Genomic DNA, 17,031 nt, shown 5'->3' with positions numbered 1-17,031 from the left:
TGTCAAAACAGAGAGCTCGTCACTACTGACCAAGGGCATTAAGGGTGGTCAAAGGACTTTCGCCGAGCCATGCTTATCTATATGGCAAAAACTCGAGCTTTCTCTCTACTCATAGTCGACGACGACAACCTCATTCATCAATCACTGAAAATGAGTTTACCGGCGCATTGGAAGGTCTTCTCAGCCCAAACTTTGGAGGCCGTGCAGTTCGAGCGCTTCTATCACGCCGCTTTCGTGGATATGCATCTGGAACCCGGCAAAGCCGCAGTTGGTCCCAAGATCATCGAAAAACTTATGAAACACAATCCGCAGCTGGAAGTCGTCGCCATGTCGGGGGATTTAAGCCGCGAGTTGATGGAGTCTTGCCTAAAGGCTGGGGCGCAACGTTTTCTGGCAAAGCCCCTGATGCCGGAAGAGATCACGATGGTGATCGAAAAAATTGAAGCTCTTTGGGACCTGCGCACTTTTGATCCAAATTCGGATCGTGGCTCCACTCGTTGGGTGGGCCAATCCAAAGAGTCACAAAACATCAAAAAACGTCTGGCTGATTTACGCGGCGAAAGCAAACCCGTATTGATCGAAGGTGAAACAGGATGCGGTAAAGAAGTCGTAGCCCGCCTGTTGCACGAACAGGAAGGCGAAAGACCTTTTATCGCAGTCAACTTAGCCAGCATCCCGGAGCATCTGTTTGAATCCGAAATTTTCGGACACGTTAAAGGTGCGTTCACGGGTGCTGATCAAAATAAAATGGGCTTGGCCGAAGCTGCCAACGGCGGTGATTTATTTTTGGATGAAATCGAAGCCCTGCCCCTGACTCAACAAGCGAAGCTTCTAAGATTTTTGGAAAGCGGTGAAGTTCGCAGAGTCGGCGCGAAAGATTATGTCACGGTGAAAACCCGCATTCTGGTTGCCTCCAATAAACCCTTGGACAAAATGGTCGCTGCCGGAGAATTCCGTGAAGACCTTTTGTTCCGTCTGGCATCGCAAAGAGTGAATCTGCCACCGTTGCGCGAACGTCTGGAAGATATCGACGAACTAGCACAACACTTTTTGGCGATGGAAAGACCCCGTCGCAACAAACAGTTTACAGAAGATGGCCTAGCCGCCTTAAAGAAATACAACTGGCCGGGAAATGTGCGCGAGCTAAAACGCGTGTGTGAACAATTAAGTTTAACATCACCCCTGCCCTTTATTCGCGCAGAGGATGTCAACCAGTGGTTAACGCCGGCCGCCACTCCTGCGAAGGCACCTTCCTACACCGTGATTGATTTCACCAAAGGACTTAATACTTTGGTTGATGACTTTGAGGCCCATGTGATACGCACAGCGATGAAACAATCTACTAACATCGAAGAGGCCGCGCAGCTTCTTCAGGTTTCAAGATCGAATCTTTATAAAAAGATCAGCGATTATAACATCCAAGAAGGATAGCTCCCATGGACTTTCAACTTCCCATCACACTGAATATTCCTGCAGCATGGGAATCACACATTTACCGACAGACAGTTTTGATTGTTCTTTCAATCATCTTTGCTTCCGGTGCTGTGGTGTTTTTCTTTCGCAACAAGAACTATTACTTTGTTCAATCCTGGGCGAGTATCAAAAGCTGGCTGATTGCAGCGCCACTGATGTTCCTGGTAATGGGACTGCCAACACCGTGGCCACTGGTTTGTTTGACGGCCTTGGCGATTCTGGGTGCAAAAATATTTTTCCAGATCATGGGAATGTTCCACCGAAGCAATTTCGTTTTAATTTGCTATGCCGGAATCGTGGGGCTGGCCGCCTGCATTTATTTTGATCGCGTGGATATTTACAACGTCATGCCGATGATCGTGTTGATGGCGGCTTGCCTGGTACCGTTGCTGCGCAATTCTTATAAGCGCATGATTCAGTACATGTCGCTGACGTTGCTGGCCTTTATCTTTTTGGGTTGGTCGTTCATGCACCTAGGTTTGATCATGAAATTCCCAAATGGAATTTACCAGTTGATGTATCTGATCATCCTGACCGAGTTCTGTGACAATACCAATTTGGCAGTGGGCCGTTACATCGGGGGCTGGAGAATGTTCCCGTCCATCAACCCGCGTCGTACTGTCGGAAGTACAGCCGTGTCGATTGCTCTGACTTTGTTCCTTGCCGGCTGTATGCGTTTCTTGCTTCCGGATGGTTCTGAAAAGTACTGGTTGGCTTCAGGCCTGATCGCCTCACTGGGCGGATTCGTCGGCGACCTGGTGATGACTGTGGTTCGTCGTGATGCCGGAATGAAAACTGTGGGACCTTTCATCATCGGACGTGGTGATTTCCTTCACCGAGTGGACCGTTTGATATTTGTCGCACCGATTTACTATTACGTGATGACGGTATTGCTATGAAGGATTGGGACTACGAAAACGAGCAGTGGACCAAACTGCCCACATATCTAAAGCACTTGCCGCTTTTTACCCGCCACCTGGATTTCTTCAGTGTGTGCATGCGCTTTTTGTGGTCCTTGATTCTTAAGAATATTATTTTTAAATTTTACATCCGCCTGAAAGTGACTGGTGTTCCTTTTAAAACCGTTTACGAAAAACATCCAAAGCTGATTATCATCAGCAATCATGCGAGCCACTTGGACGCGGTTTCTTTGACTGCTTCCATTCCCCGTCGCTATTGGTTGAGTGTTTATATCGCGGCGGCCAAGGATTACTTTTTCTCTAATCCGCTGTTCATGTTTTTCTCTCAGCACTGCCTGGGTGCGATTCCGATTGATCGTAAAGACCGTAAGGGCGAAGCGGTAAATCTGATTTTGAAACTTCTGACGGAACTGCCGCGCATGTGGCTGATTATTTTCCCCGAGGGCACCCGCTCCCAAACCGGCAAGGTGCAGACGTTCAAACGTGGCGTTTCTATTTTTTCTGAAAAAACTCAAACTTCCATTCTTTTCACTTACCTTGAAGGGAACTCGGACCTTTGGCCTAAAGGGCAGTTTTTTGCCAAGCCCGGCCGCCTGGTTTTGCACGTAGGTCCCGTTCATCCTCCCGGTCCCATTGAAGAGGTGTATGCTGCTTATAAAAGCTGGGTGATGAGTTTTTACCCGGAAGCTTTCCCGGTGGAAGCTGGAATTGAGACCAAGGAGAACGCCAATGACAATCCCTCAGAACAAATTTGAAGTCGAAAAAAGACATCTAAAAATAGGCGCTTTTGAAGTCTGTCCGATTCCTACAGGTCTATTCGGTCTGGATGGTGGCGCCATGTTTGGTACCGTTCCTAAAGTCCTTTGGGAAAAAACCAATCCCACAGACGACAAGAACCGCATTCAAATGGAAGCGCGCGGTTTGTTGTTAAAATCCCCTGGCTGCAACGTTTTAATCGACACCGGAAACGGTGCGGATTTCGTTGCGAAGTACGGTGACAAGCTGGGAAATAAATTCGCCGAAATGTACGGGATGGATCAAAATGGACCATCATTGCTAAAGTCCCTAAAAGCTCACGGACTAAATCCTGAAGACGTGCATCATGTGATCATAACCCATTTCCATTTCGATCATGCCGGCGGTGGTGTTACGGAAAAAGGCGGCAAGCTTGTGCCCACTTTTCCAAACGCAATCTATTGGGCGCAAAAAGGAAACCTGGAAGTTGCCAGCCATCCGAACCTGCGTGAAAAAGCCAGCTACTATGCTGCGAATTTCCAGCCATTGATCGATTCCGGAGCACTTAAACTTCTGGATGGTCCGACGGAAAATTTTATTCCTGGAATCTCCTGTGTGATTTCCAACGGTCACACGCAGTCTCAACAAATCATCAAAGTCACTGACGGCGAAAACACGCTGATGTACTGCGCGGATATGGTTCCGACCAGCACGCATGTGAAAATCCCGTGGCTGATGGGCTATGACTTGCAACCACTGGTATTGATGGAAGAAAAAACCAAACACCTGGGGGCTGCAGCCGATGGTAAATGGTATCTTTTCTTTGAACATGATCCTTATTGCGACGCTGCCCTGATCGAAAGAAACGGCGCGGACTTTGCGGTGCAAAAACGATTCTGGCTGTAACTGACGAACTTTTATTCTCTTTTCCATGAGGTTCCAGAGCGACCCAATTGGAAACGCTCTATTTTGAGAACAGCGTTTTGTTTATCAAAATTCCCGCCGATAGTGTTGTTATGCTGATAACATTTACGAGAGGGACAGCCATGAGAAATTTACTAGTTTTAGCAACACTCAGCTCCTGTTTAATATCCTGTGCGACAGTGAAATCCTGGATGGGGTCTGAAGAAGCTCCAGCCACTCAAGAACAAGCCAAACCCACTGATCCACTGGATCTTGCAGACTCCGAGTCTGCAAATGCTGTGACCCCTTCTGCAGGCGAAGAAACTGCGGCAGCCCCAGCTGCTGAAGAGGGCGCTGAACTTTCAAACCACGCAGATCCTTATGTTGCAGAAGCTGCAGGCGATCTGGCGTCCCAAAGCCAGGCTCCGGCTGAAAACTACTCTGGTGATTCTGCGAACTTGCCACAAACAGCGGTGAACGAGGAAATGGATCGTTCCGCTCCGTCATGGCAGGGCGAGCCGACTCCGGCCATTGCCAATGTAGCTCCGGAAGAACCTCAGGTTTACAACACGTCCTCTTCTTACGATGCTCCAAAAAAATCCAGAAAGAATATCGCCAAAGTTTTGCCAGCAAAAAAAGGCAAAGAAAAAGCTGTTGCGAAGAAACCTAAGATCGATTGCAAAAAGGTAGCAAAACAGGGCAAAAAGGCAAAGAAACCTGAAGTAGCTTTCTGTAAGGCCGAGAAAAAAGCTCTAGCTAAAGCCAAGGCTAAAGATAAAGGCAAAGCAGTCGCTGGCAAAAAAGCCAAAGTCGATTGCAAAAAGGTCGCTAAGCTTGGCAAAAAAGCAAAGAAACCTGATATCGCATTCTGCAAAGACGAGAAAAAGAAAAAATCCAAAAATCGCGTCGCAAGCAAATAGCATGACCGACACTTAACAAAGTAATCCAATTAGGGATGCCAGACCGGCATCCCTTTTTTTATGCCCTTTTAAGGATTTAGCCGTTATGGTGAAAGAAGGAACGGACGGCCATGATTGCAAGTGTAAGCAGAAACTTTAGAAACCTCTGGGGCGTTATCAAAGACACCTTCCAGCAAATGCAGGATGGCGAGCTGGCATTGGTGGCAAGCTCCCTGTCATTTTCCACGATCGTGGGAATGGTTCCGTTTCTGGCCGTGGTTACGGCGACATTTCAGTCCATCGGTGGCTTTGAAGCCCTTTATCCGAAGGTTGAGTATTTTTTGCTGTTAAATCTGCGCGAAGCGGCCGGCAGTGATCTAACGAAGTGGCTGCGTATTTTTCTAAAAAATATCAACGCTGGAAAAGTTGGAACCACGGGCGCGATCTTTTTGTTCCTGACATCGCTGCGTTTGCTGCACGATATGGAAGTCGGCATTCACCGCGTTTGGAATCACAAAAACACTCGCCCCTTTTACAAGCGATTAATTTACCAATGGGTGCTGATTCTTTTGATACCGGTCTTTCTGGCAATTTATGTGGGCTTTAATACACTTGATCAATTCAATGTGGTTCGTAAGCTATTACCCAGCGGATTCCTGAATGGTTTTGTTCTGTTTGGAAGTTTATTCCTGATTTATAAACTGGTGCCGGATCTTCCCGTTCACTGGCGCTCTGCCTTCGTAAGCTCACTGCTTGCTGGTGCGGGAATGTTTGGAGTGCATAAAGGTTTCGCCTTTGTTGCTGTCGGAGTTTTTAATTACAATAAAATCTATGGTTCATTTGCAGCCATTCCGATCCTGACTTTATGGATTCTGGCTTTGTGGTACGTGATACTGGGTGGTGTCGCCCTTTGTGCGAGCTTACAAAAGCGCCACATTACTTAAATTAATCTTTGCTACGCTAAGTTTACGGTTCGTTCTGGCTCCAGTTTCCGCTGGCACAAGCTTCGCAATAATCCCCCAATAGTGACGTTCACGTCATAAAGACACCACTCAATTTGGGGGATTAAATGAAAAATGTATTAATGGCTCTTATCGTTCTTGGCTCTTTTGCACAAAGTGCCCACGCCTATGATTTCAATTACTCTGAAAACGAAGAGGTGTATTCCTTTCGTGGCCCTGATCGTGATGACCGTCGTGGTAACGATCGCCGGGGCGGTGATCGTCGCGATGATCGACGAGATGATGATCGTGGTCGCGGCAATGGCCCTGGTTATGGCCGTCCAGGCAATGGCCCTGGTCATGGTGGCCCAGCTCCTCGCCCACAACCGCCTCAGCAGCCTCGCATTGAATATGTCACTTGTGAATCCAAGGAAAGCCGCTACAACACCTGTTACATTGACCCCCGCGGAATCCGCAGAGTTTACCTGGCCCAACAACGCAGCAAAGCCCGCTGTGAAGAAAACCGTTCCTTCGGTTTAGTGGGAAGTTCAATTTGGGTTGACCACGGTTGCCGTGGAGTATTTGCTATCGAAAGATTCTAACTCGCTGCCTTGAAATTTCCTGTTCTCAAAGACCTTTGGGCAAACCAAGGGTCTTTGTGTTTCAGAATCAGGGCGCAGCTAACATCATCTTTAGACTGGAGTAAATAATTGTCGCAGCCAAAGATGCCTGCATAATACCCAGCACAGCCCCCAAAATTCTCATGATAACCTGACCGACTTTTCCCATCAGTACGCGAATGTATCTCAATGCCAGGCAATCTAATAACAAAATTACAGTCAACATAATGATAATCAGAATTGTTCGTTCGATTTCATGACTGATAGATAGCAGAACAATCAATGTGCCGCAGGCATAGGGATTGATGATCACTTTCAAAGCCATGGTCAAAGGATCCATAACTTCTGCTTTGGGCATATCCTCTTCAAAGGTCCCTGATTTTCCGACCAAAATTTTAAGCGCCGTAATGAAAAACACCACACCCGCCGTCAGCTCCAGAACCAAAATGGGAATTCTCCATTCGTGTAACAGATGTTTTCCGAACAGCCCCATGACTATCATCACCGGGACAATGATCAAAAAGGTTTTTACCGACAGCACTCCTATTTGCTTCACTGACATGTTTTGAGTGGTGCGGGCAAACGGCATCAAATGCTCCAGCGGCCCCACCATAACAAAGAACACAGTGAATAACTCTGACGCCCCTAAGATATAACCATGCGGATGCATAAATGGTCTCCTAACCGATCATTAACCAGATGATGGAAATAACCCCTGTAAGAATTAAACCTAAAGTGAAAGTCGTAATCGTCTTGGTAGAGGGATGATAAATTCCAGTCTTGATAGAAGCGAAAGTTTGGCGATAGCGAAACAAAGACCACACCAATAAGATGCTTCCCAGAATCACCATTCCCAAGCCGACATTTTTCGCATCATTCAAAAACGTATGACCGCCATAACGGGTCATGGATTTATTATCCATCAAAAACCAGCTGAAGCGATTCATGGTGATACCTAAACTCACCAGAGAAATTCCCGTACGCATATAGGCTAAGTGAGTGCGTTCGTTCGCCAGGTGCGAACGAACCTCTGACAGATCAGTTCGATGCTCTGACATACCAGTACGTTGTTCAGACAGGCCGGTTCTTTCTTGCGATAACTCCGTTGTCGTTTTTTCTGGCTCAATCACTGGTCCCCCTGACAATACACCGGAAACCTAAGTGCGAAGTTGAAGTGTCAATAGGTTGCGCCATACGCGCCGAAGGACGGTAGCGACGGCAATAATTGGGAGCACATAGATGCGATCCCCCTTTCATCACCTTGCGCGGAATTTTTAACGCCTGACGTGGATCGAAACTTTCTGCCTCCTGGCCGCCACGGGGATTTTTCGGAATACAACAAGCTTTGGGTTTGTCTTCTGTATGTTTTGGAGTGTACCAATCCGAGGTCCACTCCCACACATTTCCGATCATGTCATACAGCCCGTATTCGTTTTCAGGATAACTTGCCACGGGTGACGTACCCACATGTCCATCACTGGCCAAATTCTGCCAGGGAAACTCCCCTTGCCAGATATTTGCGCGATGACCTGTTTCTGGAATCAGCTCACTTCCCCAGGCATATTCGGTTCCTTCGTTTCCACCTCGGGCAGCAAACTCCCACTCGGCTTCGGTTGCCAATGATTTTCCAGCCCAGGCACAGTAAGCCTGCACATCCGCCCACGCAACATGTACGACGGGATGATCCATTTTGTTTTCGATAGAACTGCCTGGTCCTTGAGGATTTCGCCAATTGGCTCCGGAAATAAAATGCCACCACAGATGCGGGTTCCTAAGATCTACGGGACCTTGAGGTTGCACAAATACCACCGAAGCTGCTTTCAGCATTTCAGGCAATGCCCCAGGATACAACGCCGGTTCCGGATCGGTTTCACAATAGGTGACGTAACCTGTTTCCTGAACAAACTTTGCGAATTGTCTGTTAGTGACTGGATACCGCTCCATCCAAAAGCCATCGACTTTCACACGATGTGCGGGTGCTTCCTCGGCATAGTGATTATCAGAGCCCATCACAAAAGTGCCCCCGGGAATCCAGACCATATTAGGAAAAGGAGCTGTTCGCTCCTTTTCCTTTTCCAAAACTTGCGTTGTATCTTCTTGTGTCACTTAAAATAGCTTTCTGCTTAATGCGTAGAGCGGGGCTGATCACTGTCTTTCGTGCGAGATTTGCGTACAGCACTATTTTGATCCTCGCCTTCTTCGTCAGCCACTCTTCCCGTCGAATCCTCATGGGCGTACCCTGCGGCATTCGTCATTTTTTCCATGACCTGATCGATGGTGAAACTCGCTGCTTTTTGACGAGGAGGAAAGTCGGTAAAGGTTTTCAGGAATTCTGCGACAATCGCCTGAGCCGCCATGATGATATACGCTTTGCTACAGTACCAATCCCAATAAGTATTAGAAGTGATGTCCGCTTTTTCGAAAGGATCCGTGCGCAAGTTAAAGAGTTTAGGAATTCTTAAAGGAATAAAAGGTTCGGCCCAAACTTGCATGGTTCCTTTAGAACGCTGCTCACTGAATACCAGTTTCCAGTTTTGCCAACGAAGGCCAACCAGATCTCCATCATCACTGAAGTAAATAAATCCAGGTCTTGGGCTTTTCTCTTCCTGGCCCGTTAAGTATGGAAGCAAATTGAATCCATCAAGATGAACCCGAAAATTTTTCCCAGCCGACTGGTGCCCCTGCAATAGTTTTTCCTTTACGTCACTATTACCAGCCGCGGCCAGAAAAGTAGGAAGCCAATCGTGATGCTGAATGATTTCATTCGAGACCTCACCGGCTTTGACTTTGCCGGGCCAACGCAGCAACAAAGGGACGCGGAATGCACCTTCCCAGTTTGTATTCTTCTCGCTTCGAAATGGGGTCATTGCACCATCCGGCCACGTGTTCATGTGTGGGCCATTGTCTGTAGTATAAAGCACAATGGTATTTTCAGTAATACCGAGATCATCCAAGCAATCCAACATCTGACCGACATTTTTATCATGATCAATCATGGTGTCATGATATGCCGATTGATGAGGCCCAGCCTGACCAATACTTTCTGGTTTTGTGTGAGTGCGCAAATGCATGTGAGTGGTATTAAGCCAGACGAACCATGGTTTACCCTCATCATTTTGACGCTGGATAAAATTTTTGGCCTCGTCCACAAACTCATCATCGCACGTTTCCATGCGTAACTTCGTCAGCGGACCAGTGTCTTCAATGGTTTGCATTCCCACGCGCCCCCATCGAGGCTGAACTGTGGAGTCGTCCTGCGCAGAGGCTTTACAGCGCAATACTCCCCGTGGCAGGAAGCGATCTCTGAATTCCTTAGCTGTAGGATAATCCGGTTCTTCTGGATCTTCCTCGGCATTTAAGTGATAAAGATTTCCATAAAATTCATCAAATCCATGAACGGTAGGCAAAAACTCGTTACGATCTCCAAAATGGTTTTTTCCAAACTGTCCTGTTGCGTAGCCCTCGCCTTTTAAAAGTTCCGCGATAGTTGGATCTTCTGACCGCAGACCTATTGCTGCGCCTGGGAGCCCGACTTTAGAGAGACCCGTTCGGAAAACGCTTTGACCCGTGATAAATGCGGCTCTGCCTGCGGTACAGCTTTGTTCCCCATAAGAATCGGTAAACATCATTCCTTCATTCGCCAGACGATCTATATTGGGTGTTTTATATCCCATCAAACCATGACTGTAGCAGCTCAGATTCGAAATACCGATATCGTCTCCCATGATCACCAAAATATTTGGTTTTGTAGACTTACCGTCATTCCTTTGAGTTTGCTTTTGGCTTTTATCCTGGCTTTTGCTTTCTTCTCGTTTGACCATCCTTGGCCTCCTTCAGTGCAGTTAAGTTAGAAATCTTTTGCGATAGGTTGTTTACCTGGAAAGATCTGTTTCCAGTCATTCTTCATACTTAAAACTTTAAATCCGAACTTTTTTGCTGCGGTTAAGGACGCGCCGTCTTTCTCCGTATAAGCAGATTCGCGTTCGGCATCGTCGTGATTGATCATGATTTGCAAATTCGGCCCCGCGGACTCCCGGGAGTAACGAAGATGCGCGATATCCCCGCCCGAACGCTCATTACCCACAGACAGAATCGGACGTTTTCCAATGTGACGAACAATCGAAACAGGCTTGCCATCTTTATCGTTCATCATTCCCAGACTCGAAGTTCTCATGACCACCAATTTTCCATCCACCTCACGGGTGCGATCCACGAAGAATGAACCAATAATATTTTGCGAGGGAATGCCGTACATTTCCGTGGCTACAACCCGCATGAATGAGATGTCTCCGCCGGAACAGATGAACAGCTTAAAATCATTTTCGCGGAGGTAACTTAAAAGCTCGAGCATCGGCTGATAAGCCGTTTGTGAATACGGAACATTCAACTTTGGATGCAAGGCCGTTTTGAAAAACTCCTGCACTTCTTTGGTGAAGTCAGGCTCGCTCATACCGGAATGGGTGACGGCCATAATATCCAGAATTTGTTTTTGGGTCATATGTGGCAGAGCGCTTTTACCTTCGCGCAAAAGCGTGCGGTACGGTTCTTTATTTTTCATTGCGGGATTACGTGCCAGAACATCCTTCAAGCGAACTTTGGTAAATTCAACTTCCACCGTGGGAACTTCACTCCATAAGGTGCCGTCGTTATCGAACGTGGCAATCCGGTCTTCCGGCTTTACAAAGCGTGGACCTTCGGTAGTCACTTCACGAACAAAACTGACAATGGATTTTTTAAGATCACCCTCGTTCCAGGACGGTAAAGGGTCGGCCGCAAATGCCAGCGAGGAATTCAAAAAGAACGCAAGATAAAATAAGAATCTCATGTCCACCACCCTATATTTTCTGGTTTACCTCCATACTCGTAAGACGGGTGATTTTTGTACATTTCAGATGAACTTAATTGCTACTAAACAACCAGCTGACTGATTAGGCGTACACAGGAATTAGTGCGGGCACGATGGCCGCAAGGATGACAATAAGCCACGCGGGAGTCCGCGTGAACGTCAACAGACAAAAGGCGACTATGGCAAAAGCTAAATCTGTCATGGTGAAGATCGCACTCTTCCATACGGGATTGTAAAATGCCGCCGCCAGCAACCCGACTACGGTCGCATTCACACCTTGAATTGCCGATTGCAGATTTTCGTTCTTAATCATTTGCGACCAGTACGGAATGACTCCCAAAACCAAAAGAAACGACGGCAGAAAAATCGCTACCAATGCCAGAAGCCCCCCAGCGGCCCCGCCTGGAGTTACAGCTGACACTGTTCCCAAATAAGCACTGAACGTAAAAAGTGGACCAGGCAAGGCTTGTGCTGCGCCATAACCAGATAAGAAGTCGACGCTGGAAACCCACCCCTGATTCACGATTTCATTCTTCAAAATCGGCAAAACGACATGCCCGCCGCCAAACACCAGCGAGCCCGTGCGAAAGAAACTGTCAAACTGCTGAATGGTAGGATCTCCCGTCAATTTGCCAGCCAGAGGAAGCGCACCCAAAAGAAGAAAGAAAGCGACCAGCAGAATCGACGCCACTTTCTTGGAACCTTTTTGCAAATGACCCAATAACAGCGGAGTGGAGTTGCTTTTTAAAAATAAAACTCCCGCTGCCGCCCCCATAAGAATTATCAGAATTTGCCCGAAAGCATTTTCCACAAACAAAGCCAATGCTGCCGCAAGAACTGCCATAGCGATGCGGGTTTTATCCACGCAGATACTTTTAGACATACTGTAAACGGCGTGTGCCACCACTGCGACGGCTGCGATTTTTAATCCGTGCAAAGTTGCAGCTGACAGCAACTGGGATGTACCAGCAATACCGTAACCAACCAGGATCATAAGCACTGCCGACGGCAGAGTAAAACCCAACCAGGCAATCAGCGCTCCCAGATAGCCGCCCCTAAAATAGCCCACGGCCATTCCCACCTGACTACTGGCGGGCCCAGGAAGTATTTGGCACAGAGCCACCAGATCGGCATAGGATTGGTTATCCAGCCAATTTCTTTTTTTTACGAATTCTGTCTGAAAGAAACCTAAATGAGCGATGGGACCTCCGAAGGAGGTTAAACCAAGACGCAAAAACACCAGGAAGATTTCAGATAAATTACTAATCACCGGGCCATTATGTAATGCCCTGTCTTTGGTCGCAAGCTGTTCTTTTCAACACACTATTCACCGAGCGATTGTTCCTAAAACCTGCACCGTATAAGATAAAGACATTCCTATCGTGGAGACTTTCTATGAAACTCTTTATGATTATCACTCTTCTGACTTCTTATTATGCGCAGGCTGAAACTGTGATTCTGGGGCCCGCTACCAATATCGGCCTTGGACAAGCTTCTAGCTTTGCGAAACTTAACGACTCCCAGACAATTGATTCAATCGGAATGGTGTTTTCGGGAAAAGTTTTGGAAGGACTGCCTGCGGGTCACCGCCATGACTATGAATATACACTGACACTGCCGCCAGACATTTCGCTGCCGCCTTTCAATCATTTTACGATTAACTGGAATCCCCACGGCCACGCGCCCACAGAAATTTATGGCGTCCCTCATTTTGATTTTCATTTCTATTTCATCAGCGAACACCAGCGCCATAGCATCAAATGCGACGGCACTGATAATGCGATCTGCATGAAACAACCCCGGGATGAGTACAAGCCCCGCTTTTATGTTCCAGGTCCCGAAGGCGTGCCGATGATGGGTTGGCATTGGGTGGACTTGCGCTCCCCCGAGCTGAATGGCAAACCTTTTACTGCCAGCTACATTTATGGATTCTATAATGGAGAAATAATTTTTCTGGAACCGATGATTGCGCTTTCCTACCTGCAAACGAAGCCGCAGGTCACGGCACAGATTCCGCTGCCGTCAAATGCAGCGGTCCCGGGCAAGTATCCCGCAAGCTATTCATTAATTTATGATAGCGTACGGGATTTATTCTGGTTGTCTTTGGAACAGCTCACTGAGATCAAAAACGTTCAGACAGTTAATCAATAAAGTGTAACTAAGCGGATTTTTGAGATGCGATCAAACCGTACTTCGTATCAATACCCATGATGTGTGCGGTTAACCACGTTTTCAAAAATTGAAAAAATGCAGGCGTGAGCACTCCGGTTTTATCAAACTCTGCAGCATGACCTTTTAAACGAGTGATCAAATCCGCGTGAATTTTTTTATGAACAGAGGCTTGTGAATAAGGAAGTGTGTCGAAGAATTTTTCTTCGTGCTCGAAGTGTGTCACGGTCCAGGAAGCCAACTCACGAACGATGGATTGTAGTTCAGATTTTCCCGCTTTGGCTTCATTGCGCTCGAACAAGCGATTCATGATGTCGATCAATTTCTTGTGCTCGTTATCCATCGCTTCAACGTGTGTGGTAAGTCTCTCCTGGTCCCATTTAAAAAAACTGTCAGCCATCTCTTTCCCCTGTGTAATGATTCATCACACTCTTCGGAAGGAGTTTGCGAGACTGAAGCTATCCCCAGTTTTCTCCACCAGGGTTCGACCAGCTAGTCCTGAACTGAGGTCGGGAATTGGCAGGAGATATTGCTGTCGCTGTATGGAAATCTACGATCGATTTTCCCTTTTGCACGAACGGGCTCACCTTTGTCATCAACTTGAAGCTTCAGGGAGAAAACCACTGGATAGCGATTACCGAACTCATCCACTTCTTCATCTCTTTGGGAGATCTTGATAACATTGCCAGTGTAGGTTTTCTTGGCATCAAAACTTACAAAAACAGCTTCGCCCATGTAGTTGGAAAGCTGCATGTACTTCATACCGTCATTCAAATATCCCGCGGTCAAATCCAACTGGCAGGTTTCAAATTTTGAATTGTTGTGACCACGAAATTGAACAGCATCGTAAGACTTTGGCAACTTGGCATAATTGGCAACAAACTTCTGTGCTCCGTTTTTAGCTAATGCTGTGGAACCGGCGCAAAGTGCAATAGTCGTAACCAGGTATTTAAGTTTCATAAAGTCACCTTTTTGAGAGGGAAATGGAGTGGCGTGAATATATCTGAAATCGAGCCAAGACTCCCCTACCTTCAGGCTCATTGCAATTAGTACCTGATCGTACAGTTATTTGACAGTCGCCTTTTTGCTCATAGCCTTCTTAAGATTCTTACTGATCGTGGGCATGAGAGCCGCATGCTTCTTGTGAGCCCAAAAGTAAACATCATAGGGTGCCAGGGGCTCTTTCACATTTGAAATTTTCTTTCTTTCACCAGGTGTTGCCGCCAGCAGAACATCCACAGTTCCCATAGTACCGACATAAAAATCCGCCCTCCTGGTCAGTAACATCTGCAAACCAGCCATTGAGGACTGAACACCGATGACCTTCAACTTCTTTTTCTTCACAATAGCCGAAACCGCGGGATCATTAAGCAGGGCAACGCCATTCATCTGTGGCGTTGGATTCTTATTTTGGAAACGCGAGTCGTCGGCGCGATGAAAAACCCAGATATGGGTTTTGATAAATGGGAATGACGAGGGAACAAGGTTTTTATAAGTATCCTGAATTGCCAAATCACTGGCAATGAAGAAGTCAGCCTGACCGCTATCCACAAGCCGCATGCCTCTTTCAACCGGCATTTCGATGATTCGGGATTTAATGCCACTGTCTTTTAGGACAGCAGTCATCATATCACCCAGTTCCTTGTATGAAGATATCTTGCTGGCGTTTTCGATAGTGACCAGAGTGTATACTTTTTCATCCGGAAAGGCTGGCGCCGCCAAAAGTAGGATTATGAAGATCCAAGCAAAGTATTGAGCCATCTTTTAAGGCGCGCTGTCTAATGGCGGTGGTCTGCGATCACCGTCAATTTTGGAATCTGCTACAAATCTTTCCAAACTGTGAATTAATTCCGAACGGGAAAGAGGCTTCCCAAAGAACTGATCAAAACCCGCCGAAAGTGCTTTATCCCGACTGTCCTGATCATTAAACGCTGTGACCGCCACTGCGGGAATACTTTTCTTTAAAGCGGTTTGTCCCGCCCTGACTTTTTTTATTAGTGAGAAACCATCTTCTTCAGGCATGCTTAAGTCGCTGACGACGGCATCGAAATGAAAAAGGCGCGTCAGTCGCAGGGCCTCCTGCACGGAGTGGGCCTTTTCCACTTTTGCTCCGGAGCGCCGAAGAACGGTTTCCATCAGTTTCAAAGAATCCTCGTCATCGTCCACTGCCAAAACATGCACACTTCGCAGGAGCAGCTCCGATTGAACGCCTTCGCGCGCGTGCCGCGATAGCACCTCTGCCAACTCGGAGACTTTTTTGTCGATCATTGGCAGAATAATTTGCGCCGTTGTTCCCCGTCCTTCCCCATCACTGAAAATGCTGATTTGGCCGTTGTGGCTTTCAATCAGGTGTTTGGAGATGGAAAGACCCAATCCCAACCCACCGAATCTTCTTGTAGTGGAATTGTCGGCCTGATGAAAACGGTCAAAAAGATTCTGGCGAGTGGAATCGGAAATCCCAACGCCGTGATCCTCGATTTGAATTTGCACTCCCGGTCCACGTTTTTGGACCTTCACCAAAATCTCGCCACCGTCGTAAGAAAATTTAATCGCATTCACCAAAAGGTTCGTGAAGACCTGTTGCAGCCGAAGCGCATCGCCTTTGACCGGCGCCTCCTGCAGATCCGTGGACATGTGAATCTTAATGGCCTTTTTATTGGCTTCGGTTTGCAACGAAGAGACGGCAACTTTTAGAACTTCAATAAGTTCGACCTCCTCCTGCTCCAGACGCATTCGCCCCACCACGATACGGGTGGAATCCAAAAGATCTTCCACTATTCGCGCCTGGGTTTTGGCATTTCGGTTGATAACGTCCAGGCCTTGCTCCCGCTCTTCGTCCGTCACCACATCTTCACGAAGAATATCCGTCCAACCGATAATGGCATTTAGCGGAGTGCGCAGCTCGTGCGATACCGTCAGCAGAAAGTTGTCTTTGGCTTCATTCGCCAATTCAAGCTGTTCAATTTTCTTTTTTAAGTCGCTGTACAGATTTATATTTTCCAAAGCTACGGATACGCTATCCGCCAAAGCTTGCAGAAGTTCCAGTTGATCCTCAGGAAGCAAGTACTCCTGGGCCCAGTAAACTCCGATCGCACCGATCGGATCATCAACACGAATCGGCACCATCGCCAGACTTTTTACGAAAGTGGGCCGGTACGCTTCAAAGGGAATGCGCGGATCCTGATAGATATCCTGAATGACCACGGCTTTTTTATTGATCATCGACCAGCCACTAATGCAGGACTCAAGTGGAAATCTTTGGCCTTTCCATAAAGGACTGATCGCTTCTTCGTCTGCATAGTGGCAGAAAGGTCCTTCTTTCAACACGAAGGTGGCGCCGTCAGCGCGGGCAATTTCTCGAGCGGCAGAGCGCACTATCGTCATTACTTGTTCCAGGCTTCGCGCAGATGAAAGCTCAGGAATCACTTCAACCAATCTTTTTATACCGCCAACATAGGCCATTACCCCTCCGTCGGAACAATTCAAAGTCAGTTTACTAAACAGGCATTACTCGATCTCTTTACA

Annotated in this window: 18 protein-coding genes; 8 read left to right on the top strand and 10 right to left on the bottom strand. The window is 47.3% G+C overall.

The window, feature by feature from the left end; translation table 11 throughout:
- Positions 1–81: 81 nt before the first annotated feature.
- The 7 genes from ACLWNV_RS04230 (at position 82) to ACLWNV_RS04200 (ending at position 6,473) form a co-directional block, all read left to right on the top strand.
- On the top strand, positions 82–1,431 hold the full coding sequence (locus ACLWNV_RS04230) for a sigma-54-dependent transcriptional regulator (RefSeq protein WP_413586654.1): 1,350 nt from the start codon (positions 82–84) through the stop codon (positions 1,429–1,431).
- 5 nt (positions 1,432–1,436) lie between these two features.
- Positions 1,437–2,372, top strand: a complete 936-nt coding sequence (locus ACLWNV_RS04225) for a phosphatidate cytidylyltransferase (protein WP_413586653.1) — start codon at positions 1,437–1,439, stop codon at positions 2,370–2,372.
- Complete coding sequence (locus ACLWNV_RS04220; RefSeq protein ID WP_413586652.1) at positions 2,369–3,148, top strand: lysophospholipid acyltransferase family protein; 780 nt, start codon at positions 2,369–2,371, stop codon at positions 3,146–3,148. The genes ACLWNV_RS04225 and ACLWNV_RS04220 overlap by 4 nt, the downstream gene beginning before the upstream one ends.
- On the top strand, positions 3,123–4,034 hold the full coding sequence (locus ACLWNV_RS04215; RefSeq protein WP_413586651.1) for an MBL fold metallo-hydrolase: 912 nt from the start codon (positions 3,123–3,125) through the stop codon (positions 4,032–4,034). The genes ACLWNV_RS04220 and ACLWNV_RS04215 overlap by 26 nt, the downstream gene beginning before the upstream one ends.
- 140 nt (positions 4,035–4,174) lie before the next feature.
- Positions 4,175–4,951, top strand: a complete 777-nt coding sequence (locus ACLWNV_RS04210) for a hypothetical protein (protein ID WP_413586650.1) — start codon at positions 4,175–4,177, stop codon at positions 4,949–4,951.
- Positions 4,952–5,061: 110 nt separating this feature from the next.
- Positions 5,062–5,874, top strand: a complete 813-nt coding sequence (locus tag ACLWNV_RS04205; protein WP_413586649.1) for a YihY/virulence factor BrkB family protein — start codon at positions 5,062–5,064, stop codon at positions 5,872–5,874.
- Positions 5,875–5,999: 125 nt separating this feature from the next.
- The gene (locus ACLWNV_RS04200; RefSeq protein ID WP_413586648.1) at positions 6,000–6,473 is read left to right on the top strand and encodes a DUF3011 domain-containing protein; all 474 of its coding nucleotides are present in this window, start codon (positions 6,000–6,002) and stop codon (positions 6,471–6,473) included.
- Positions 6,474–6,540: 67 nt separating this feature from the next.
- On the opposite strand, the gene ACLWNV_RS04195 is transcribed toward ACLWNV_RS04200, so the two are convergent.
- The 6 genes from ACLWNV_RS04195 to chrA all read right to left on the bottom strand — a co-directional run bounded on the left by ACLWNV_RS04195 (position 6,541) and on the right by chrA (position 12,607).
- A complete protein-coding gene (locus tag ACLWNV_RS04195) occupies positions 6,541–7,161 on the bottom strand; it encodes a MarC family protein (protein ID WP_413586647.1) in 621 nt (206 codons plus the stop codon).
- A gap of 10 nt (positions 7,162–7,171) precedes the next feature.
- The gene (locus tag ACLWNV_RS04190; RefSeq protein WP_413586646.1) at positions 7,172–7,621 is read right to left on the bottom strand and encodes a YidH family protein; all 450 of its coding nucleotides are present in this window, start codon (positions 7,619–7,621) and stop codon (positions 7,172–7,174) included.
- On the bottom strand, positions 7,614–8,531 hold the full coding sequence (locus ACLWNV_RS04185) for a formylglycine-generating enzyme family protein (protein ID WP_413587619.1): 918 nt from the start codon (positions 8,529–8,531) through the stop codon (positions 7,614–7,616). The genes ACLWNV_RS04190 and ACLWNV_RS04185 overlap by 8 nt, the downstream gene beginning before the upstream one ends.
- Before the next feature lie 83 nt (positions 8,532–8,614).
- Positions 8,615–10,312 (bottom strand): arylsulfatase, encoded by a 1,698-nt coding sequence (locus ACLWNV_RS04180; RefSeq protein ID WP_413586645.1) that lies wholly within the window; start codon positions 10,310–10,312, stop codon positions 8,615–8,617.
- Between the two features lie 26 nt (positions 10,313–10,338).
- Positions 10,339–11,316, bottom strand: a complete 978-nt coding sequence (locus tag ACLWNV_RS04175) for an HAD family hydrolase (RefSeq protein ID WP_413586644.1) — start codon at positions 11,314–11,316, stop codon at positions 10,339–10,341.
- Positions 11,317–11,419: 103 nt separating this feature from the next.
- Positions 11,420–12,607, bottom strand: coding sequence for a chromate efflux transporter (chrA, locus tag ACLWNV_RS04170; RefSeq protein ID WP_413586643.1), 1,188 nt, complete (start codon positions 12,605–12,607; stop codon positions 11,420–11,422).
- Positions 12,608–12,732: 125 nt separating this feature from the next.
- On the opposite strand from chrA, the gene ACLWNV_RS04165 reads away from it, so the two are divergent.
- Entirely contained in the window at positions 12,733–13,488 is a 756-nt protein-coding gene (locus ACLWNV_RS04165) for a hypothetical protein (RefSeq protein WP_413586642.1), read from the top strand.
- 7 nt (positions 13,489–13,495) lie between these two features.
- Here ACLWNV_RS04165 and ACLWNV_RS04160 read toward each other — a convergent pair whose 3' ends face one another.
- The 4 genes from ACLWNV_RS04160 to ACLWNV_RS04145 form a co-directional block, all read right to left on the bottom strand.
- Positions 13,496–13,906: a bacteriohemerythrin gene (locus ACLWNV_RS04160; RefSeq protein WP_413586641.1), complete on the bottom strand. Its 411-nt coding sequence runs from the start codon at positions 13,904–13,906 to the stop codon at positions 13,496–13,498.
- A 92-nt stretch (positions 13,907–13,998) separates the two neighbouring features.
- Positions 13,999–14,466, bottom strand: coding sequence for a hypothetical protein (locus tag ACLWNV_RS04155; RefSeq protein ID WP_413586640.1), 468 nt, complete (start codon positions 14,464–14,466; stop codon positions 13,999–14,001).
- Positions 14,467–14,571: 105 nt separating this feature from the next.
- Positions 14,572–15,267, bottom strand: coding sequence for a substrate-binding periplasmic protein (locus tag ACLWNV_RS04150; RefSeq protein ID WP_413586639.1), 696 nt, complete (start codon positions 15,265–15,267; stop codon positions 14,572–14,574).
- A 3-nt stretch (positions 15,268–15,270) separates the two neighbouring features.
- Positions 15,271–16,968: an ATP-binding protein gene (locus ACLWNV_RS04145; protein ID WP_413586638.1), complete on the bottom strand. Its 1,698-nt coding sequence runs from the start codon at positions 16,966–16,968 to the stop codon at positions 15,271–15,273.
- Positions 16,969–17,031 lie beyond the last annotated feature (63 nt).

It is taken from the genome of Bdellovibrio sp. HCB274 (assembly GCF_047306075.1).
Classification (GTDB): domain Bacteria; phylum Bdellovibrionota; class Bdellovibrionia; order Bdellovibrionales; family Bdellovibrionaceae; genus Bdellovibrio.
The sequence above is the reverse complement of the archived record's forward strand: the minus strand, read 5'-3'. Positions and strand labels throughout refer to the sequence as shown.